This window comes from Streptomyces sp. NPDC087859, from assembly GCF_044742595.1.
GTDB lineage: Bacteria > Actinomycetota > Actinomycetes > Streptomycetales > Streptomycetaceae > Streptomyces > Streptomyces canus_F.
Genome location: NZ_JBIUUU010000025.1, coordinates 56,912 through 77,621 on the forward strand (window position 1 = coordinate 56,912; position 20,710 = coordinate 77,621).

Genomic DNA, 20,710 nt, shown 5'->3' on the forward strand with positions numbered 1-20,710 from the left:
CTGGCGGCGGCTGATGGACAGGTGACGGTCTTCTGTGCGCAAGCTTCCGCCCGCAGGATCTGCATGTCCATGGCACTCTCGACGGTAAGGAAGCGCCCGTGAGAACGACGCACCGCACCGCACGAAGGGCGGCGGCCATCGCCGTGCTGGCCACCGTCCTCGCCGCGTCCCCCGTGACCGCGGCGGACCTGCCGACGGTGACCGCCACGAGCGAGACCGCCGCACTGTACGACGACGAGGCCGGCGGCAACTCCGACGCCGACGACCCCGCGATCTGGCGCAACCCGACGCACCCCGGACGCAGCCTCGTCGTGGCCACCGCCAAGGAAGGCGGCCTGCGGGTCTACGGTCTGGACGCCCGCCTCGTGCAGTCACTGCCGGCCCCGAAACCGCCCACCGAGGACGACGCCCCGGGCCGCTTCAACAACGTCGACCTCGTATCCGGCCTGCGGACCTCGACCGGCCGAGCCGACGTGGCGGTCGTGAGTGACCGCGGCAACGACCGCCTGCGGATCTACCGCATCGCCCCCTCCCATCCCGGCGGGCCCCTGACCGACATCACCGACCCGGCCGCCGCACCCGTCTTCTCCGCCGACCAGGCCGAGATCAACGACCAGCGCACCGCGTACGGCCTGGCCACCTGGAAGGACACGACCACGGGACGGTCGTACGCCCTCGCCAGCCAGCGCGAACGCACCCGCCTGGCGCTGCTCGAACTCGTCCCGGCCGCTGGCGGCACCGTCGGCTACCGCAAGGTCCGCACCCTCGACCTGCCGTCCTCCTTCCGTCTCCCGAACGGCACCTCCTGGACCCCCTGCCTGGAGCCCGGCGAACTCCCGCAGATCGAGGGCATGGTCGTCGACCCGGCCACCGGCACCCTCTACGCCGGCCAGGAGGACGTGGGCATCTGGCGACTGCGCGCGGACCTCACCGGCAAGCCGGTCCTCGTGGACAAGGTCAAGGAGTACGGCGTGCCGGGGACGTACGACGAGGAGAGCGAGGAGTGCACGCCGGGCGCCGACCCCGGATACGGCGGCACTCGCCTTTCGGCCGACGTCGAAGGCCTGACGCTCTATCAAGAGTCCGACGGAGACGGCTACTTGCTTGCCTCCAGCCAGGGCGACAACACCTTCGCCCTGTACGACCGCGAGGTGAGCGAAGGCAACGAGTACGAGGGCGGCTTCCGGATCGCTGCGGCCTCGCCGACCCTCGACAGCGTGGAGGAGTGCGACGGAGCGGCCGTCCTGAACGCCCCCCTGGGCGACCGCTATCCGCACGGTCTCCTCGTCGTCCAGGACGGTCAGGAGACACCTGAGGTGCCGGACGGCGAGGGCGGCACACGTACGGCGACCGGCTTCAAGTTCGTCGACCTCGGCGCGGTCGTGGACGCCACCGACAGATGACTCCCCACGGGGCCGGGTCCGGCACCGGGAGCGCGTGAAGACTGCCGGAACGCGGCAATGAAGCGAGCCCTCGGCCCGTGTGAGGATCTCATCAAGCCGGAGATCAGCGACGGGCGAGAGGGGGACGGCACACATGGCCTGGTTTCTCGGACTCGGCATCACGGGGGTGGTGCTGCTCGCCCTGTCGCTGGTCTTGGACGGCGTACTGGACGGCGTTCTCGACGGTGCGCTGGACGGGGCGTTCGACGGGTGGTTGTCGTTGCCGGTCCCGGAGGCGCCACGGCTGTGGGTGTCGTGTGCGGCGTGGGCACCGCATGGCTGACGTACCGCTTCAGCCGTGTCCTGATGCGTGATCAGACAGCCCTCACCCCGACCGGGAACGACCTTTTGGGTACGTCGGGCAACGTGGTCACAGCCATCCCGGCGGACGGCTACGGCGAGGTCCTGCTCCAACTCGCCGGTCAGTCCGTCAAGTTCGCCGAGTGCAGCGCGGGTCCGGTGGCGCGCGGCGCCGAGGTGTGGGTGGAGGCGGCGCTGTCACTCTGCGCGGGGTCAAGGCGAATCTGGACGGTGTCGTGATCGTCAGGGTCGGTGGCACGGAGGACTCCATCCGGGCCGCCGCACAGCGGTTCTTGATGCAGCAGGACGGCATCGTCGGCTTCACTCAGGAGGTGCTGTCGGGTGCGCTGCGCGCCATCGTGGGGCGCATGTCGGTGGAGAACGTCATCCGTGACCGGGCGGCCTTCGCGGGACAGGGCGCGGAAGAGGCGGATACGAGCGCGCACAGCGACTCGTCATCCGCAAAGAAGAGGCCGCCCGCCGGGAGTTCATCGACGACCTGCTGCACGGTCGCGGCGACCCGGGCCAACTCGCCGCGCGCTCCGCACGGTTCGGGCTGCGGCTGTCCCGCGCCCACGCGGTGGTGTTCGCGCGTTTCGAGAACCGCAGGATCCTGTTCACCACCAAGGACGGCCGGATGGTGTGCGTCGCCCCCGCCGACCAGGACGACGTCCTCACATATTTCGCCAAGCACGCCTACGCCGCAACCGGCCACGCCCAGGCCGCCATCGGCCGACCCGGACCGGGCACGATCGGCATCGGACACAGCTACGAAGAAGCACTCAACGCGCTCGACGTGGCTCAGCGCATGGGCCTCGACGAGCCGTTGCTGCGCGCCGCCGATCTGCTGGTCTTCCCCGTCCTGGCCCGGGACCGGCAGGCGCTGGTGGACCTGGTACGCAGCACCGTGGGGCCGCTGGAACAGGCACGCGGTGGAGCGCGGCCCCTGCTCGACACGCTCACCGCCTACTTCGACAGCGGCTGCGTGGCCGCGGCCGCGGCCCGGCGGCTGTCCCTCAGCGTGCGCGCGCTCACCTACCGGCTCGACCGCATCCGCACCCTGACCGGCAACGACCCGACCGACCCCGGCCACCGCTACACCCTGCAGACCGCGGTGATCGGCGCCCGCCTGCTCGACTGGCCGACCAGACCCCTGGACCCGGTCGGCACCTCTGCTTAGGCCTACGGCATCCCTCAACCGCCCACCCGTCGCGATGGTCGACGACCGGCAGTCGGCGTTGCTCACGTGTCGTCAGGTCATGGTGCGCGCACGCCGATTCCCGGTGACGGCGTGCTGTCGGCCCGAGGGGCGGTACTGCTGACGGTCGAGTGGGACAATCTGCGCCCAGGGGTCCGTACGGCCGGAGCGGCCGGCGTCCCGCGGGCGCGGGGGAGGACCGGAAGGGGAAGCGTCAGCATGATCGAGTGGGTGTCCCTCAGTCCTGGGGTACGGCCCGTCCCCCGACCGGTTGCCACCCCGCTGGTGTGGGCCACGGCCTTTGGCGGTGCCCTGGTCCTGGTGGCGCTGCACAACGTCTTCGTGGGCACGGACCGCCCCGGTGTCGCCCTGGCCGGGCTGTCCTTGCTGGCTGTCGCACTGGGATTGTGCGCCCGCTTCACCGCCGCCCCCGGCACGGCGGTGCTGTGCTGGCTGTTCCTCAACGGCTTCGCGATCCCACCCGTGGGCACCCTCACCTGGGCCGCGCCCAGGGACACCTTCTGGCTCGCCAGTCTGTGTGCGGCCGCTCTTGTCGGCACGGTGCTCGCCCGGATCGTCCATGCCCGGGCCGCCTACCGTCGTGTCACCGTCGGACGAGCGCCATTCCCGGCAGAGCCCGAGGACTTGCGCCCTGGTGACTGACCTCGACGAGTGCTGAAGGCCCGTCGATCAGCGGTCGCTCGACGCCCGGGCGTCGGCTCCAGCGACGACGACACTTCGCCGTCCTGCTTCCTATGCCGCGGTCGAGGGGTGGACGCGAGCGGAATCCAGGAGCGTGGCGGCACCCCGGACGGCGGCGGTGTGCGGGGCGGGTACGGGCCGGACCCGATGGCCCAGCCGTATGGCGAGGCCGTGGGTGATGTCGGCGCGCAGCGCGCCTCCGCCTGCCAGAAGAACGCCACGCTGCAGGGCGTCGAACGTCTGCGGGGTGCGGTCCTGTTCCACCATCAGGGTCACCATCTCCGTGACCGCGTCCGCGATCTGCGTGGCCGGGGTCCGGCTGTCGAGGTCGCTGGTGCCGAGCAGGGTGCGGCGGGCGTCGGTCACGCTGCCGTAGGTGAGCAGAACGGCCTCCGTGACGTGGGCGCCGATGTCCACCACGAGCAGAGGCCGGGCCAGATCGGCACCGGCGGCCGTGGCCACGGCTCGGGCGGACGGGACGGTCAGCACGGTGTGCGGCCGCAGCGTTTCCAGCGCGCTGCGGGCTTCGGTACGAAAGGCGATCCCGCCCAGGACGGGTGTGGTCAGGACGATCAGACGACGGCCGAAGCGGGGCAGGCGGTGGCGCAGCAGCCGGTCGAGCATCCGAGCCGTTGCCGGAGTGTCGACGATGGTGCCGCGCCGGATGGGGTGGACATCACCGTCACCGTGCAACGCCACCGTGGGTACGTCGAGGATGGTGCCGCGCACGGACACCCAGGCACGGGTACGGGCGCTGCCGAGGTCGAGGGCGATGCCGGAGCAGGAGCGGTACAACGGCCAGGTCCGGTTCGGGGCAGTCACGCTACGGGGCAGGGCTGTCGGCGTCACAGCCCGGCCTCCCTGACGTGTTGGCAGCGGGCGCAGTAGCGGGCTTGCGGCACGATCGCCAAACGCGCGTGGTCGATGGGCTTGCGGCACAGGTGGCAGGCACCGTAGATGCCTTGATCCATACGCGTCAGGGCTGCTTCCACGTCGGCGAGGACCATGCGGGCGGCATCGGCGAGCTTGATGTGGACCTCGCGGTGGGAGGCGGCCTGCCGGTCGAGGTGCGCGCCGGGCGCAGTGGCACCGGCGAGCTGCTGGAGCTGGGCCTCGCGGAACAGGCGCTGCTCCAGCAGGTGGTCTCGCAGTGCGGTCAGGTCGTCGAGCGGCAGGGTCGTCTCGCGGTCGGCGGTGATCTGTCGGTTCACCACTTCACCCCTTGGGTCGGGCGGGAGAGCGGGCTGGCTGGGCGGTGATCAGGCGGCGTCGCGTTGGCAGGGGACGCAGTGCCGCGTGTAGGGCAGGATTTCCAGGCGCTCGACCGGTATGGCCGTGGAGCAGCCCCGGCAGATGCCGTAACTGCCGTCCTGGAGGCGAGTGAAGGCGGCGTCGATCTCCTTGAGTACCCGCTTGATCGTGTCCTTCTGTGCCGACAGCAACGGTTCCGTCGCGGCCTGGCCGGTCTCGTCGATGGCCCGCAGCTGTGTCAGCCGGGTGCCGCGCTCGTGCTCGAGACGCTGGCGTGCCTCGTGTGCTGTCAGACGTTCGAGCCAGGGTTCGGTCCGGCGTGTGTCGAGAGACATGTCAGGCCCTTCCTTCGACGAGAGGGTGGTGTACGGAACTGGGCCCGCCGAGGGCAGGCCCAGTTCCTGGGTGGCCCGGCGGTCACGGGGTTGGGCCACCCCCTCACCGTGGCCGACGCATCGCCCGAAACCCATCGGGCGCGATACCCATCTGCGGTCGGCCGGGGCTCCACGACGGTGCGGTCGCAGCGGCAGCGGAAATGGGTATCGGAGCCCATCGACGAAACGGCCGAGCCTGGGCAAGCTGGCGGCAAGACGGTCCGGAGCAATGGCTGCGACGCGTGCCGGAGACGCGGCGACCGATACGAGAGACCAAGCCGTGTCACGGAGAGAAAGGCGTCATCGCGGTGTCGCTGTTCTGGCGGATCTTCGCCTTCAATGCCGTGGTACTGGGGGCCGCGACCGCGTTGCTGCTGTGGGCTCCGGTGACCGTTTCCGTTCCGGTCCTGCTGACCGAAGCGGTCATCCTGGTGGCCGGCCTGGCGGTCATGCTGATCGCCAACGCGGCCCTGCTGCGGATCGGACTCGCCCCCCTGGACCGGCTCACCAGGCTGATGACCACCGTCGACCTGCTGCGCCCGGGGCAACGGCTGCCGGAAAGCGGCCGTGGTGGGATCGCCGAGCTGATCCGCACCTTCAACGCCATGCTGGAGAGGCTGGAACTCGAACGGGCCGCCAGCAGTGCCCGCGCGCTGCTCGCGCAGGAGGCCGAGCGACGTCGCATCGCCCAGGAGCTCCACGACGAGGTCGGACAGAGCATGACGGCGATCCTGCTGGGCCTGAAGCGGGCCGCGGACGAGGCGGAGGGGCCCCTGCGGGGTGAGTTGCGGCAGGCGCAGGAGATCACCCGGCAGAGCCTGGACGAGGTGCGCCGCCTGGTGCGCCGACTGCGGCCGGGCGTTCTGGAGGACCTGGGGCTGGTCAGCGCGCTCACCTCGCTGACCACCGAGTTCGCCACCCACACCGGGCTACGGGTGGTGCGCCGCTTCGACGCCGGCCTGCCCGCACTGGATCAGGAGACCGAACTGGTGCTGTACCGCGTCGCCCAGGAGGCCCTGACCAACGCGGCCCGCCACGCCGAGGCCGACCGCGTCGAGGTGAGCCTGCGCCACAGTGAGGAAACGGTGGTGCTCGCCGTCACGGACGACGGCCGTGGCACCGGCATGGCGCGCGAAGGCGCCGGAATGCGGGGGATGCGTGAGCGCGCCCTGCTCATCGGGGCCACCCTGGACGTCACCTCCCGGCCGCGGGCCGGTACGCAGGTGCGGCTGAGTACGCCCGTTTCGAGGAAGCAGTCATGACGACAACCGACACACCCGTGATCCGTATTCTCCTCGCCGACGACCACGCACTGGTGCGGCGCGGCGTGCGGCTCATCCTCGACCGGGAGCCCGACCTGCAGGTCGTCGTCGAGGCCGGGGACGGCGCCGAGGCCATCGCCCTGGCCCGCACCCACGACGTCGACCTGGCCGTCCTCGACATCGCCATGCCCCGGATGACCGGTCTGCAGGCCACCCGTGAACTGCTCGCGCTCAAGCCGGACCTGCGCGTGCTGATGCTGACCATGCACGACAACGAGCAGTACTTCTTCCAGGCACTGAAGGCCGGCGCCAGCGGATACGTACTGAAGTCGGTGGCCGACCGCGACCTGGTCGCCGCCTGCCGGGCCGCCATGCGCGACGAGCCCTTCCTCTACCCGGGCGCCGTCAGCGCCCTCATCCGCACTTACCTCGACCGCGTCCGGCACGGCGACGAACCCCCCGAGCAGATCCTCACCCCGCGGGAAGAGGAGGTGCTCAAGGTCGTCGCCGAGGGCTACTCCTCCAAGGAGATCGCCGAGATGCTCTTCATCAGCATCAAGACCGTCCACCGGCATCGGGCGAACTTGCTGCACAAGCTCGGCATGCGCGACAGACTGGAGCTCACCCGCTACGCCATCCGCGCAGGCCTCATCGAAGCCTGATCCCGGGCGGCCCCGCTCGCGACCGGACGCCGCCGACACGACGAAAGGGGACGGCGCATGGCACGCACCTTGCCCACCGTCCCCCGCACGGGCGGCCGGGGACCGGCATCGGTCATCATCGCTGTCCTGCTCGTCGTTCTCACCGCCTGGCTCCACCCGCTGTCGTACGGCGGCCCGCACCTGCACGCGCAGAACAGCGCCGCGCCGGTCTCCGGGGCTGTACAGGTGGACGGCCCGAAGGCGGATGACGGCCACTCCGCCCTCTGCACCACCCCGGTCCGCAGCGCTCGCGACATCCCTGCCGACCGGCTGGCAGCGCCCCTCACCGCCATCCTGGCCGACCACAGTCGGCCCTGCGACCCGCCCTGGTCCACCTGTGGCGACGCGCGGGCGGTGCGCCTGCCCTGCCACCCGCACCTGCTGGACCGGCATCAGGACCGGGCACCACCTCTGCTCCCAGGCATCTGAATCCCTTCCCTTTTCCGTTGACCGCGGCCGCTTCCCTGGCCGCGGTGTGCCTGCCGGAGGCCCCTGTTGACCCGCGCCCTGCGCATACGAGGGCTGCTCGCCCTCGCCGCTGTCGCCCTGTCGCTGTTCGTCGCTCTCACCGTGCCCGTCCACCTCGGACTTGATCTGCGCGGAGGTACGCAGATCGTCCTGGAAACCCGCCCGACCGCCACCGCTGACGCCGACAGCGAGGCCACCGACCGCACCCTGGAGGTACTGCGCGGGCGTATCGACGCGCTCGGCGTCGCCGAACCCACACTCGCCCGTTCCGGCGACAACCGGATCATCGTCGAACTGCCCGGCGTACAGGACCCGGCCACGGCCGCGGACGTACTCGGTCGCACCGCTCAGCTCACCTTCCACCAAGTCCTCGGAGCGGCCGACGCCGACGACAAGGGCAAGCCGCTGCCCAAGCGGGACCGCCGGCAGATACTGCCCGACGAGTCCGGCCGCCTCCTGCGCCTCGAGGCCGCCACCATGACCGGCAAGGACGTCGAGGAAGCCGCTGCCCGCTTCGAACAGCAGAGCGGCGCCGGATGGCAGGTCACCGTCGGCTTCCAGGGGTCCGGCGATGACGGATGGGCCCGCCTGACCGGCCAGGCCGCCTGCCACCCTGCGGGGGACCCGTCCCGAAGGGTCGCCATCGTCCTGGACGACAAGATCATTTCTTCGCCGCAGGTGGACCCCTCGGTCGGCTGCGGCTCGGGCATCGGCGGCGGCTCCACCCAGATCACCGGATCCTTCAGCGCCGACGAGGCCAAGGAACTGGCCCTGCTCATCAACGGCGGCGCTCTGCCCGTACCCGTCGAGACGGTCGAGCAGCGCACCGTCGGCCCCACCCTGGGCGCGCAGGCCATCACCGCCAGCGCCTGGGCGGCCGCCGTCGGCACCGCGCTGACCGCGCTGTTCATCACCGCGGTCTACCGGCTCATGGGAGCCCTGGCCACCGTGGCACTGGCCTGCTACGGCCTGATCTCCTACGCCGTCCTGGCAGCACTCGGAGCCACCCTCACCCTCCCGGGCCTCGCGGGGTTCGTCCTGGCCATCGGCATGGCCGTCGATGCCAACGTCCTCGTCTTCGAACGCGCCCGCGAAGAGTACGCCTCCCGCAACCGGACCAGCCCGCGCTCCGCGCTGGCCGCCGGTTTCCGGGGCGCCTTCAGCGCGATCGCCGACTCCAACATCACCACCCTGATCGCTGCGGGCCTGCTGTTCTTCCTCGCCTCCGGACCCGTACGCGGCTTCGGTGTCACCCTGGGCATCGGCGTCCTCGTCTCCATGTTCAGCGCCTTGGTGATCACTCGTGCCCTCGCCGACCACGCCGCCTCCCGGCCCTGGCTCCGACGCCGCCCTCGTCTGACGGGCATCGCCCACCCCGGGACCGTCCGTGACCGACTCACGCGCACCGCCCCCCAGCTGATGCGCCACCCGCGCCGGTGGCTGGCCGCCTCCGCCGCGGCCCTGGTCCTGGCCGGTTCCGGGATCGTCGTGCGGGGACTGGACTTCGGTGTCGAATTCACCGGAGGCCGCCTCATCGAGTACACGACCGCCACCCCCGTCGACCCGGACCGCGCCCGCAGCGCACTCGCCGACGCCGGGTTCCCACGCGCCGTCGTCCAGAGCTCGGGCGACCACCGACTCACCGTCCGCACCGACCAGTTGACGAACGCTCAAGCGGCCACCGTCACCGAGACCATCGGCACACTGACCGACGACGCCGACACACTCCGCGACGAGGCCATCGGCCCCAGCCTCGGCAAAGAACTGCGACAAGGCGCACTCATCGCCCTCGCCGTCGCCCTGGGCGCCCAACTCCTGTACCTCGCGGCTCGTTTCCGCTGGCTGTTCGGCACCTCCGCGGTCGCCGCCCTCGCCCACGACGTCGTCATCCTCACCGGCGTCTTCGCCTGGCTCGGAAAACCCGTCGACGGTGTCTTCCTCGCCGCGCTGCTCACCGTGATCGGATACTCGGTCAACGACTCCGTCGTCGTCTTCGACCGCATCAGGGACCTGAGCCGACGTGACCGCGAAGCGCCCTTTGCGGCGGTCGCCGATCGAGCCCTCGTGCAGACCCTGCCGCGCACCATCAACACCGGGATGGGCGCCGCCTTCATCCTGACCGCCCTGGCCGTCCTCGGCGGCGACTCCCTCACCGACTTCGCCCTCGCCCTGCTCATCGGCGTCGCCGTGGGCACCTACTCGTCCATGTTCACCGCCACACCCCTCGCCATCGAGCTCCACAAACGCACCTAAGCCCGCGATGGACGGCCATGGTCCGGAGCTGGGATCACTCGCCTGACACCGACCTGAGGAGGCGGGCGAATCGGCCGCCGTGGTGCTCGTTCACGGCCTGTACCACCGCCCCGAGCACTTCGCCGTAGTGGCAGAACGCCTGCGGAGCTCGGGAATCGACGTCGTCGTTCCCGAGCTCCACCGGGGCTCATCGCACGCTGACACGGCGGCGGTCCAGGCGGTCATCGATTCGTCGCACGAGCCTCCGGTCGTGCTCGGGCACTCCTACGGCGGATCACTGATCACCGGGGTGCGCGGAGCGGGACACTTGATCTATCCGGCGGCCTTCGTGCTGGAAACCGGTGAGAGCGCGGCCGGTCTGGGCGGGGCGTCCCCACAGCTCCATGACGCCATCAACCTTGAGCCCGACGGCCCGACCTCATCGTCGAATTCCTGGAGTCGCACACGCGACCGGGCACGACGGTGCCCTCGGCGCTACGCCCTCAGGTCTACTCGCCCGGCGGAACGCGGACGAAGCCCTCGGTCCAGCAGTCCTCATCGAGCTCGTAGGGGTCGAAGGAGAAGCACTCCGGTTCATCGCGGAAGCCCGGCAGCAGTCGAGCCTGACGCACACGCTCTTCAACCCGTTCAAGGGTTGAGTAGAGACCGAGCAGCTTGAGGTCGTCTCCGTCCGACTCGTCGCAGAACACGCCGTTTTCATCGACGTGCACGGTCGACCCGTCGGCGCCGGCTTCGTTCTGGTGGCCCACATGCCACAGCGGATACACGATCACGGGCGTGAAGCTATCAGCACTCGAGTTCGACCAGCGTGCTTCCTTTCTTCCGTGTGTGGTTCCTGGCGGTGCCCCGGGAGTGGCACCGGTACGCCCTGGGCCGTCAGAAATCTTCCGCCTGCCGTGATTCGTCCCCAGGCGCATGATCGCCCGCCCGCTGGGCACGATGTCCTTCACCAGCGCGTCGGCGAGGGTGAAGGCAGCCGGTGCGGGGCCAGATTCCGCAGCGGACGCGCAGCACGCGGAGGTGTCATGAATCGTCAGGCCCGGGTTCGCGTTCGTGTCAGCCGTCGGCCCAGCGCGCCGCGGAACATCGAGATCGACCGCCGGACGCCCTCGGGGCGCATCCTGCCCTACTGAGCACAACCGGTCGCGGCACAGCCGCCGTTGGCCTTCGGGCTCGGCGCTGTGCCGCCGGCTTGTGCTGTAGGCGGGGCCGGGACCCGCACCCCGCCGGTCAGCCACGGTCAGTCGCAAGCGCTTCCGTTCAGGGCGAAGGCGGCAGGCGAGGGGTTGGTCCCGCTGAGGGATCCCTGGACGCCGAAACTCACTGTCGCGCCAGGTGCGATCGCCCGGTTCCAGTCGACGTTGCGGGCCACGACGGCGGCCCCGCTCTGGGTGACGGTCGCGTTCCAGGCACTGGTCACACGCTGGCTGCCCGGGTAGCTCCAGGCCAACTGCCATCCGTCGACGGCCGATTGGCCCGTGTTCTTGACGGTCACGGTCGCCGTGAAGCCGTCGCTCCAGGCGTTGTCCACCTTGTACGTCACCGCGCAGGCCGCGGCGGGCTGCTCACCGCCGGTGGACGTCCGTTCGGCGGCATAGGCGGCGAGCCAGGCCAGTGGAGCGTTCCAGTTGACCGCCACTTCGTTGGTGGAGTACGAACCGATGTCGTCGACATAGCATGCGGCGGGCGCGCAACCGGCCAGCTTCTCCTGCGCCACCGGGTCCTGCAGATCGTCGTTGGGGCCGCCCGCGAGTGAACCCGCCGGAGGGTTGGGCAGCGAGGCGTCCGACTGGTGCGCCCAGAAGCGGTGGTGCTGGTTGCGGGAGTCCTTCTCGCCGTAGCCGGTGACGTAGGACTGGCCGATGGCGTTACGGCCGAGCAGGTAGTCCATCGTCTCCAACACGCCGGTGCGGTAACGCCCGTTGCCGGTCAGCTCACCGGCGACGGCCATGACGATCGCGTTGCCGGCGACCTCGCTGTTGGAGCCCCAGAAGTACCCGTCCGCCGGGATGGGCACGGCGTAGCCCTGCGCGGCCATCCTGGACAGATGGCCGTCGGCGGCCGTGGTCACCGAGGAGCGGATGCGCGCCAGGTCGGAGGCGGGCAGTCCGTTGGGGACCGTGGCCAGGGTGAGCCGGCCCAGGGCCGCCGTGTCGGCCCAGCCGAAGCCGTAGGAGGTGAAGGCGTCGGCGGAGGTGTGCCAGGACGAGGACGTCACGGCGTCCCGGTAGGCGCTCTCGCCGGTCGTCGCGTACAGCTCGGCGGCAGCCCAGTAGAACTCGTCCGTGGCCCGGGCGTCGCCGTAGGCCCCGCCGCCGGTGCTGTCGGAATCCGGCGCGTACATCGCGGGGTTGGCCTGGGCCGCGGTCCAGGCCCGGCGGGCGGCTGCCAGACAGCGGTCGGCGTAGGCCGCGTCGTACGGGCGGTAGACCCGGGCGCACTGGGCGGCGCTCGCCGCGAGGTTGAGGGTCGCCGCGGTGGACGGGCGGTGCAGCTCTCGCTGTTGGGCGTCCTGCTCCGGGCGGGTCGGGATGCCGGTCCAGTTGGCGTCGTGGATCTTGTGGAAGGCCATGCCCGCGTACGGCTTGCCCACGGGTACCTGCATCCGCATCAGGAAGTCCAGTTCCCAGCGGGCCTCGTCCAGGACGTCCGGGGTGCCGTTGCCGCGCTCGGGCACGCGCAGCGTCGAGTCGCCCAGGGCGGCGTCCTTGCCCGCACGCTTGGCCCGCTCGAAGGAGTTGACGACCAGCCAGGCGGAAATGCCGCCGTTGACCACGTACTTGCCGTGGTCGCCGGCGTCGTACCAGCCGCCTCTGACGTCCTGGGTGTAGTCGCAGACCCCGGACTGGCACGGGACGGAGGTGTCGCCCTTGTTGGGCGCGACGCCGAGGTGCCCCGCCGGGTGGGCATAGGCGGAGCCCACCAGAGAGGCGTCGATGGCGATGCCGCTGCGCTGGTGGTAGAAAAACGCCATCGCGTCGGAGCGCAGCCCGTCGTAGAGGTTCGCGCGGATGTCGAACGGGTGGCTGTTGTTGCCGTCCACCGTCAGGACGTAGCCGGATCCCGTGTCCTGGTACGAGGAGAAGTCGGCCACCTGGACGGACTGGCCGGAGGGCGTGTCCGCGCCGCGTGGGGTCGTGGAGCCGGACGAGACCACGGTTCCGGAGGCGTTGCGCAGTTGCCAGGTGAGCGACTGCGTCGACGTGGTGACGACGGTGGCGCGTTTGGGGCCGTCGGGCAGGTAGCCGACCTGGTTGACGCGCACGGCGCTGGTCGCTGCGGCCGCGGTGGGAGCGGTCAGCAGGCCGCCGAGGACGAGTGAGCTCGTCAGCAGGGCGACTGCGAGGGGCCTGCTGTGGTGTCGTAATGAGGTGAAGGCGTGCATGAGCGGCTCCTGGTGGGGTGTTTGCGGGGGTTGGGAGCGCTCCCATCACGAGACTGGCATGCGCACGACGACCCGTCAATTGGTGTGCACAGGGGGAAACATGGGACGTCCCGCCCCGCACTCGGCGGGGCGGGTGTCGGTCACTGGCCTGGCGTGAGGATGTAGGTGTTGAGGGTGTTGACCGCGCTGAGCGGGGTGGGGGAGCCCAGCTCGTAGCGGTCCACGGCCAGGTAGCCGGGCTTCTTGCGGGCGGCGGGTGTGCAGAAGTTCTGGGCGCGGTTGAGGAGTTTGCCGTTGTCCGTCGTGGCGGTGGCGGTGATGGTGTAGTCGCGGAAGTGGTTCATGACAAACAGGGGATGGAAGGCGGACGAGTCGGTGGTCAGCGGTCTGCCGGTGCCCCAGCGGCTGTAGCAGGACCAGTCGGAGTTGCCGATCCCGCCGCCCATGGACCAGTAGTTCTCCACAGTCCATTCGCGCTGGTACATCACTCCGAAGCTGTCCCGGGTGGTCCAGCCGCTCGCGCTGTCGCTCGCGCGGGTGCGGTCGCTGAAGATCAGCAACTGCTTGCCGCGGGCGGCCAGGTCGGCCATGGTGGGCCAGCCCTTGGTGGCCACGCCCTCCTGGTCGGGCCGGTACAGCACGTCGTACAGCCCGGCGACCGAGGCGAGCGAGGACTTCAGTACGTCGGAGGAGGCGTAGTCCTCCAGGAACACGGTGACGAACTGGCCCGGGTTCGCCTTGAGGAAGTCGACCATGCGCTTGAGGTCGGTGGCGAGCGGTACGGGGTTGCTGACGCCGTCGCAGCTGTTGTGGCACAGCACGGCCTGGCCCGAGACGGTGTAGTCGTCCAGCATGAAGCCGCGTACGCCGTCGCTCAGTTGCCGGCTGATGCCGTAGTTCTGGTTGGGGAACAGGCTGACCGGGAACGAGGCGAAGTTGCCGTCGGCGCCGTTGGCGAAGGCGTTGTGCGAGGTCAGGAAGGTGACCTGGTCCAGGGTGCGGGTGTTCGCCGACGCCGGCGTGGTGGCGTAGGCGGTCGGAGTCAGGTACCAGCGGGCCAGGTCGCCCGACGATCCGAGCTGTACGGCGGCCGAGTCGGAGGGTGACGTGGTGAGGTACTGCGAGGTGCCGGGGACGGAGACGGTGTACGTACTGCCCGTGGCCGCGGTGATCGTCCAGGTGGTGCCGTCCGCGCCGCAGGCCGTCGTCACCGCTGAGGTGCCGCTGCGGCCGAGGCAGGTATCGGACTCGTCGGCGTTCTGGAGCCGGTAGCCGCCGCTGACCGGGACCGGGGTCCACTGCTGGTGGTCCTCGGTCCCCTTGGGATTGTGCGCGACGACCGTGCCGCCGCTGTCGGCCGCGTTCAGGCCGGTCGCGTAGTTCTGGAGGTAGACCGAGGTGGTGGGGACGGCTGCCGCGGCCTGACCAGGGGACAGGACGGGCAGGGTGAGGGCGAGCGCGGCGGTGCCGCACAGGGCGCGCAGGGGGCGCATGTGCACGGGGGTTCCTTTCACTCCAGCACTGCGGGTGTTGTGGCAGAGACATGACATATCCGAAGGGATGGGTGCGGTGCCAGGCCTGACACGTGAACTGTTGCGTCTCGCCCGGGATATGACGACCCATCAGAGCGCTGACTGTGGCCGGTCAGCTCTCCTCGTCGTCGGTGAGCAGGAACGTGGGCCGGGTGTGGTTCCAACCCGGCACCTCCAGCGCGTTGAGCGCTGAGACGATCCGCTTTTCCTCATAGGTGAAGTGCGTTTCGACGAGTGCGGCGAGGCTGTCCAACTCGCGCCGGAACTCGGTGGGATCGGACTCCCGGTCCAGTGCGCCGACGAGCCTCTCGAGCCGTTGCAAGGAGTCGTCCACCAGCCGGTGGTCGCGCCGCAACTCCTCGAGAACGGGGCTCAGTTCGGGGAACCATTCGGCGATCTCGCGGAAGGCGAAGTCGTTCTCGCCGTTGTGGTGCCGGTCCAGTGCCGAGCAGAAGGTCAGGCAGTGGGTCCGCAACTCGCGGACGCGAGTACCGCCGGAGAGATAGGAGTCGACGTCCTGACGCAGTGCTGCGAGCTCCTCGCGGAGCCAGAGGTGTACTTCGATCAGCTGGTTGCCGAAGGCTGTCAGGCGCCCGTGTGATGTGGTCAAGGCAGTTCCGTGGCTTCGACGCCTCCATGCCCTCGACGGTCTCTTCGCCGGGCGCACGCGACGTTGATCCAAGGTCCTACCAACGGCGCCGACGAACTGTCAATCGCGGCAACGCGAGACGGGCGTCGGCCTGGGGGCTCAGAGGGTGATGAGGTCTCCGGCCGCCGGGAACCCAAGCGTCTTGCGCTGCACAGTGACCGCATCCGAGGTGAGGCTGAAAAGCGGCGCCGTCTGTGCTGATTTGCCTGATCGTCATGGTCAATTTCAGCCGTTGCTTTGGCATTCCCATGACAAAACTGTGCACGCAGTGCCACCCTTCTGCGGAAGTTCACCGTTCCTTGACGGAATCACCACGCGGAGCAAACGCTCAACGACCACCCCCACCCCCCGCCTCCTTCCACCCGCCTGCCGTGCAGCGCCCCGGACCGGCGTACCCCGCCGCTCCGTCTCGTCCGCGGCCCCCATCACGGGTCGGCCGTCGCTTCGAAGGAGAACTCGTTGCCCCAGCGACACCGCGCTCTTGTACGGCGCAGACGCGCCACCGCCCTCGCCCTCACCGCCGTAGGGTCCCTGCTCGCCCTGGCCGTCCCCGGAATCGCCGCCGCGGCCCCGGCGGACCCCGGCCCCACGAAGATCACCGCCACCGCCCGGGCCGGCGCCGCCCAGCCCTCCCTGACGCCGGCCCGCCGCGCCGCCCTGATCGAGAGTGCCCGGTCCGCGGCGTCCGGCACGGCGCGGCACATCGGCCTTGGCGGCAAGGAGAAGCTGGTCGTCAAGGACGTCATCAAGGACGCCGACGGCACCCTGCACACCCGCTATGAGCGCACCTACGCCGGATTGCCCGTCCTCGGCGGCGACCTGGTCGTCCACGACAAGAGCGGTCGTACGACCGTCACCAAGGCGAACGCGGCCCGCCTCCAGGTGCCTTCACTCAGCCCGAAGATCACCGCCGCCGGTGCCGCCGCCAAGGCCCTCACCGTCTCGAAGAACGCCGATGTCAAGGATTCCGAGACGGAGCAGGCGCCCCGCCTGGTGGTCTGGGCCGGCAGCGGTAAGCCCGTGCTGGCCTGGGAAACCGTCGTCGAGGGCGTCCAGGAGGACGGCACCCCCAGCGAACTCCAGATCGTCACCGACGCCGCCACCGGCAAGCGGCTCCAGACGGCCGAGCAGGTGCACACCGGCTCCGGAACAGGCCAGTACGCCGGCGAAGTCCCGCTGGGCAGCACCCTGTCCGGGTCGACCTACCAGCTCGTCGACCCCGACCGCGCCGGGCAGAAGACGTACGACCTCAACCAGGGCACCTCGGGTACCGGCACCCTGTTCACGGACGACAACGATGTCTGGGGCGACGGCCAGCCGTCCAACCGCCAGACCGCAGGCGTCGACGTGGCCTTCGGCGCCGCTGCCACCTGGGACTACTTCAAGGACAACCACGGCCGCAACGGCATCCGTAACGACGGTGTCGCCGCCTACAGCCGCGCCCACTACGGCAACAACTACGTCAACGCCTTCTGGCAGGACTCCTGCTTCTGCATGACGTACGGCGACGGCTCGGGCAACACCCACCCGTTGACCGCGCTCGACGTGGCCGCCCACGAGATGAGCCACGGGGTCACCGCCGCCACCGCGGGCCTGGTCTACTCGGGCGAGTCCGGCGGCCTCAACGAGGCGACCTCCGACATCTTCGCCGCCGCCGTCGAGTTCTCCGAGAACCTCCCGGCCGACCCCGCCGACTACCTCGTCGGCGAGAAGATCGACATCAACGGTGACGGCACCCCGCTGCGCTACATGGACAAGCCCTCCAAGGACGGTGACTCCCGCGACAACTGGAGTCCCACCCTGGGCGGTATCGACGTCCACTACTCCTCCGGCCCCGCCAACCACTTCTTCTACCTGCTCTCCGAGGGCAGCGGCGCCAAGACCGTCAACGGGGTGGACTACGACAGCCCGACGTACGACGGCCGACCTGTCACCGGCATCGGCGTCCAGAACGCCGCCGCCATCTGGTACCGCGCACTGACGACGTACATGACCTCGACGACCAACTACGCCGGCGCCCGCACCGCCACCCTGTCGGCCACCGCCGACCTGTTCGGCGCCTACAGCCCCACCTACCTCGCTGTCGCCGACGCCTGGGCCGCGACGAACGTCGGCAACCGCATCGCCCTCGGCGTCAACCTCGCCCCGACCGCCGACCAGATCAGTGGCGTCAACCAGACCGTCAGCCTCCAACTGGACGCCTACACCACCAACACCGGCGCCGACCTGACCTACGAGGCCTCCGGCCTGCCCGACGGCCTCAGCATCAGCCCGAGCGGTCTGATCAGCGGCACACCCACCGCCCTCGGCACCAGCGACGTCACGATCACCGTGACCGACAGCACCGGGGCGACCGCCTCGGACACCTTCACCTGGCAGATCGCCTACGTCTACGCCAACGCCACCCGCGTGGACATTCCCGACAACGGCGCCGCCGTCGAGTCACCGGTGACCATCACGGGCCGCGACGGCAACGCCTCCACGACCACCACGGTCTACGTCAACATCGTCCACACCTACCGCGGTGACCTCACCGTCGACCTCGTCGGCCCGAACGGCACCGTCTACTCCCTGCTCAACCGCACGGGCGGCTCCGCCGACAACGTCGACCAGACCTTCACGGTCGACGCCTCCGCGCAACCGCTCAACGGCACCTGGACACTGCGCGTGCAGGACCGGGCGTCCATCGACGTCGGGTACATCGCGCGCTGGCAGCTGACCCCCTGACACACCGGCCGCGCACCGCCGTCCAGATCCTCGGGATCCGGGCGGCGGTGTCGTCCGTTTCCGAGCCCCTGCCTGAGTGCGGGACGCGTACGAGGGCCTCGTGGTAGCGCGGACACCAAGCGCACACTATGAACAGAATCGAGCGACTCATGGTGCACCAACGCCTGCGTTTCTAACATCGCACCGCTCGGCGCGATGGTGCGCCACTGAGTTCCGGGAGCCTTGCTGTGAACCGCTCGGGTCGGACCACGTTTGCCCCTCCTCGCCTCTGGTCCCGCGCACGACGCGGAGTGACGCTGGCCGCATGCATCGCAGGCATGGTCGCCGGGTCACTCGGCACCGCCGGTCCGGTCCATGCGGCCGGTGAGTCGCCGCCCGGACCGATCTCGTGCCCGGCGAGCCTGGAGGAGAAGGCCAGCTGTTACACCGGCCAGGACGCCAACGGAGCGTTCTACGCGATCGCTGTGCCGAAGCGGTGGAACGGCTCGCTCGTCGTGCACGCTCATGGCGGCCCTGACCTGGGGGAAGGGTCGGACCCCGAGCGGAGCACCGGCGACCTGGAACGCTGGTCGGTGATGGTGGACCAGGGGTATGCCTGGGCGGGCTCGTCCTACCGACGCGGGGGCTATGGAACCCGTATGGCTGCCGCCGACACGGAGCATGTGCGTCGGCTCTTCGTGGACGAGTTCGGCAGCCCCGAGCGGACCTTCGTACACGGTCAGTCCTGGGGCGGGAACGTCGCTGCCAAGGTCGTGGAGGTGTACGGCAAGCAGGGCTCCTATGACGGTGCTCTGCTCACCAACGGAGTGCTGGGTGGCGGCTCACGGGGTTATGACTACCGCGTGGACCTGCGGGTGGTCTATCAGTACTACTGCCAGAACCTTCCCCGCCCCAGTGAGCCCCAGTACCCGTTGTGGCAGGGACTGCGTCCCGCATCCACCCTGACCACGGCAGGTTTGCGGGCCCGTCTGCAGGAATGCACGGGATACGCGTCGACGCCGCAGGAGCGCACCGCTGTGCAGCAACGCAATCTCGACGACATCCTCGCGGTCACCCACATCCCGGAGCGGACGCTGGAATCACACCTGCGCTTCGCCGTGTTCACGTTCCGCGACATCGTGCACCACCGGCTCGGCGACCGAAATCCGTTCAGCAACGACGGGGTTCGGTACGCCGGCTCACACGACGACAAGGCATTGAACGAAGGCGTCGAACGCTTCTCTGCCGACCCCGCGGCGCGGCGTGACCTGTCCTATGACAGCGACCTCACCGGTCGGGTCCCGATCCCCGTACTGACACTGCATGCCATCGACGACCCCACCGCCTTCGTCGAGCATGAGGCCGCGTACCGGGCGAGCCTCGAGGGCGCCCACCGGGAGAAGAACCTCGTGCAGACCTTCACCACGGAGCACGAGCACAGTGAGCTGAGCGACGCCGAGTACGCCAACTCCATTGCTGCGCTGACCACCTGGGTCCGCACAGGGAAGAGGCCCACCGCGCAGTCCGTCGCATCCGCGTGTGCCTTCTACGATCGCACCTACGGCACGGGATGCTTCTACGACGCCGACTTCCGTCCTCGGCCGTACGCCTCCCGTGTTCTGCCCCGGCCGGCAGGGCTGTCGTGGCCGGCCATGACCGCTCGGCAGGAGAAGAGTTGGAGCCGGATCGACGGTGTCGGCATCGCCCCGTAGCGGCGCGGGGCCCGAGGCCCGTGAACGAGGGTGACTGCTTCCCTGCGCCCACACGGTCGGCGCGTGCGCCCCTTCGGGCGCACGCCGCCGGCGGTCCGGGTTGGGTTATGAAGCGGTGTCGGTCTGGGCGTCCGTCGACGCCTGCTCCTCGGCGGAAGCGGTGTAGTAGACGGAACTCCCCTGCTTGACGCGCTGAACCAGGCCCTTGGCCACGAGCCCTTCAAGAGTGGTCCGCACCACGGTGGCCTTGATACCGCGGTCAGGGTGGGTTTCGCCCATCGCGGCGGCGATCTCAGCCGTGGAGCGGGGTTCGCCCTGTGCGGCGAGGTGGTCGCGGATCAAGCTGACCAGCGTGGGCTCCGCCGACTTGGCTTCGGACTTGGCGGCGGCCGACGTGGAGGCCTTGGGGGCCTTGGGAGCCTTGGCCTTGGGAGTGGTGTCCTTCTTCGGCTGGCGGGGCCGACGGGTGCCGGCCTTCTTGGCGGGAGCTGGAGCGGGGGAGGTGTCGGCCTCGGCGGTGGGCTCGGGCTCAGCGGTGGGCTCGGGCTCGGCGGCGGGCACAGTGAGGCCGAGTGCTTGGTGCATGTTCACGAGTACCGAGTGGTCGAGCTGCAAGCTGGCCAACTGCTGTTGCAGGGCGGCGATCTCCTGGTGGATGCGCTCTTGCTCTTTGAGGTTGCGCTCAAGGTCGGTGGTTACCTGGGCGGTGTACTGGGACGTTAGTTCCGTGGACGTGGTGGTGTTCTCGGACATGTTGTCGACCTCTCCTTGAACT

Annotated in this window: 16 protein-coding genes and 4 pseudogenes; 12 read left to right on the forward strand and 8 right to left on the reverse strand. The window is 69.8% G+C overall.

Going from position 1 to position 20,710, the window contains the following annotated elements; all coding sequences use genetic code 11:
- Positions 1-98 precede the first annotated feature (98 nt).
- From ACIOHP_RS43270 to ACIOHP_RS43290, 5 genes and pseudogenes are all read left to right on the forward strand, one after another.
- A complete protein-coding gene (locus ACIOHP_RS43270) occupies positions 99-1,403 on the forward strand; it encodes a phytase (protein ID WP_401896230.1) in 1,305 nt (434 codons plus the stop codon).
- Positions 1,404-1,536: 133 nt separating this feature from the next.
- Positions 1,537-1,982: pseudogene (locus tag ACIOHP_RS43275) on the forward strand (hypothetical protein).
- Positions 1,934-2,182, forward strand: a pseudogene (locus tag ACIOHP_RS43280) (SPFH domain-containing protein); the annotation flags it as partial. The pseudogenes ACIOHP_RS43275 and ACIOHP_RS43280, both read left to right, overlap by 49 nt.
- Positions 2,173-2,922: pseudogene (locus tag ACIOHP_RS43285) on the forward strand (PucR family transcriptional regulator); the annotation flags it as partial. The pseudogenes ACIOHP_RS43280 and ACIOHP_RS43285, both read left to right, overlap by 10 nt.
- A 237-nt stretch (positions 2,923-3,159) precedes the next feature.
- Complete coding sequence (locus tag ACIOHP_RS43290; protein WP_401896233.1) at positions 3,160-3,603, forward strand: hypothetical protein; 444 nt, start codon at positions 3,160-3,162, stop codon at positions 3,601-3,603.
- A 90-nt stretch (positions 3,604-3,693) separates the two neighbouring features.
- Here the strand turns inward: ACIOHP_RS43290 and ACIOHP_RS43295 are convergent, their stop codons facing one another.
- The 3 genes from ACIOHP_RS43295 to ACIOHP_RS43305 are packed head-to-tail and all read right to left on the reverse strand — an operon-like array spanning position 3,694 to position 5,228.
- Complete coding sequence (locus ACIOHP_RS43295) at positions 3,694-4,491, reverse strand: hypothetical protein (protein WP_401896236.1); 798 nt, start codon at positions 4,489-4,491, stop codon at positions 3,694-3,696.
- Positions 4,488-4,856, reverse strand: coding sequence for a TraR/DksA family transcriptional regulator (locus tag ACIOHP_RS43300; RefSeq protein WP_401896238.1), 369 nt, complete (start codon positions 4,854-4,856; stop codon positions 4,488-4,490). Before ACIOHP_RS43300 ends, ACIOHP_RS43295 begins: the two co-directional genes overlap by 4 nt.
- Before the next feature lie 45 nt (positions 4,857-4,901).
- Complete coding sequence (locus ACIOHP_RS43305) at positions 4,902-5,228, reverse strand: TraR/DksA family transcriptional regulator (protein ID WP_401896241.1); 327 nt, start codon at positions 5,226-5,228, stop codon at positions 4,902-4,904.
- 347 nt (positions 5,229-5,575) lie between these two features.
- Between ACIOHP_RS43305 and ACIOHP_RS43310 the strand changes: the two genes are divergently transcribed.
- The 5 genes and pseudogenes from ACIOHP_RS43310 to ACIOHP_RS43330 form a co-directional block, all read left to right on the forward strand.
- On the forward strand, positions 5,576-6,529 hold the full coding sequence (locus ACIOHP_RS43310) for a sensor histidine kinase (RefSeq protein ID WP_361546121.1): 954 nt from the start codon (positions 5,576-5,578) through the stop codon (positions 6,527-6,529).
- The gene (locus ACIOHP_RS43315) at positions 6,526-7,191 is read left to right on the forward strand and encodes a response regulator (protein ID WP_401896244.1); all 666 of its coding nucleotides are present in this window, start codon (positions 6,526-6,528) and stop codon (positions 7,189-7,191) included. The genes ACIOHP_RS43310 and ACIOHP_RS43315 overlap by 4 nt, the downstream gene beginning before the upstream one ends.
- 57 nt (positions 7,192-7,248) lie before the next feature.
- The gene (locus tag ACIOHP_RS43320; RefSeq protein ID WP_401896247.1) at positions 7,249-7,659 is read left to right on the forward strand and encodes a hypothetical protein; all 411 of its coding nucleotides are present in this window, start codon (positions 7,249-7,251) and stop codon (positions 7,657-7,659) included.
- 66 nt (positions 7,660-7,725) lie between these two features.
- On the forward strand, positions 7,726-9,951 hold the full coding sequence (gene secD, locus ACIOHP_RS43325; RefSeq protein ID WP_401896249.1) for a protein translocase subunit SecD: 2,226 nt from the start codon (positions 7,726-7,728) through the stop codon (positions 9,949-9,951).
- A 127-nt stretch (positions 9,952-10,078) separates the two neighbouring features.
- A pseudogene (locus ACIOHP_RS43330) lies at positions 10,079-10,555 on the forward strand (alpha/beta fold hydrolase); the annotation flags it as partial.
- Here the strand turns inward: ACIOHP_RS43330 and ACIOHP_RS43335 are convergent.
- The 4 genes from ACIOHP_RS43335 to ACIOHP_RS43350 all read right to left on the reverse strand — a co-directional run bounded on the left by ACIOHP_RS43335 (position 10,440) and on the right by ACIOHP_RS43350 (position 15,478).
- Positions 10,440-10,724 (reverse strand): hypothetical protein, encoded by a 285-nt coding sequence (locus ACIOHP_RS43335; protein ID WP_401896402.1) that lies wholly within the window; start codon positions 10,722-10,724, stop codon positions 10,440-10,442. The pseudogene ACIOHP_RS43330 and the gene ACIOHP_RS43335 sit on opposite strands and share 116 nt — an antisense overlap.
- A gap of 467 nt (positions 10,725-11,191) precedes the next feature.
- The gene (locus ACIOHP_RS43340) at positions 11,192-13,336 is read right to left on the reverse strand and encodes a glycoside hydrolase family 9 protein (protein ID WP_401896252.1); all 2,145 of its coding nucleotides are present in this window, start codon (positions 13,334-13,336) and stop codon (positions 11,192-11,194) included.
- Positions 13,337-13,476: 140 nt separating this feature from the next.
- Positions 13,477-14,829 carry an RICIN domain-containing protein gene (locus ACIOHP_RS43345; RefSeq protein ID WP_401896404.1) on the reverse strand — a complete coding sequence of 451 codons (1,353 nt, stop codon included), beginning with the start codon at positions 14,827-14,829 and terminating at the stop codon, positions 13,477-13,479.
- A 151-nt stretch (positions 14,830-14,980) separates the two neighbouring features.
- Positions 14,981-15,478 (reverse strand): hemerythrin domain-containing protein, encoded by a 498-nt coding sequence (locus ACIOHP_RS43350; protein ID WP_401896255.1) that lies wholly within the window; start codon positions 15,476-15,478, stop codon positions 14,981-14,983.
- A gap of 498 nt (positions 15,479-15,976) precedes the next feature.
- Between ACIOHP_RS43350 and ACIOHP_RS43355 the strand changes: the two genes are divergently transcribed.
- Together ACIOHP_RS43355 and ACIOHP_RS43360 are read left to right on the forward strand one after the other, a co-directional pair.
- On the forward strand, positions 15,977-18,244 hold the full coding sequence (locus ACIOHP_RS43355; protein ID WP_401896258.1) for a M4 family metallopeptidase: 2,268 nt from the start codon (positions 15,977-15,979) through the stop codon (positions 18,242-18,244).
- 317 nt (positions 18,245-18,561) lie between these two features.
- The gene (locus ACIOHP_RS43360; RefSeq protein ID WP_401896260.1) at positions 18,562-19,935 is read left to right on the forward strand and encodes a hypothetical protein; all 1,374 of its coding nucleotides are present in this window, start codon (positions 18,562-18,564) and stop codon (positions 19,933-19,935) included.
- Positions 19,936-20,040: 105 nt separating this feature from the next.
- Here ACIOHP_RS43360 and ACIOHP_RS43365 read toward each other — a convergent pair whose 3' ends face one another.
- The gene (locus ACIOHP_RS43365; protein ID WP_401896263.1) at positions 20,041-20,688 is read right to left on the reverse strand and encodes a BlaI/MecI/CopY family transcriptional regulator; all 648 of its coding nucleotides are present in this window, start codon (positions 20,686-20,688) and stop codon (positions 20,041-20,043) included.
- Positions 20,689-20,710 lie beyond the last annotated feature (22 nt).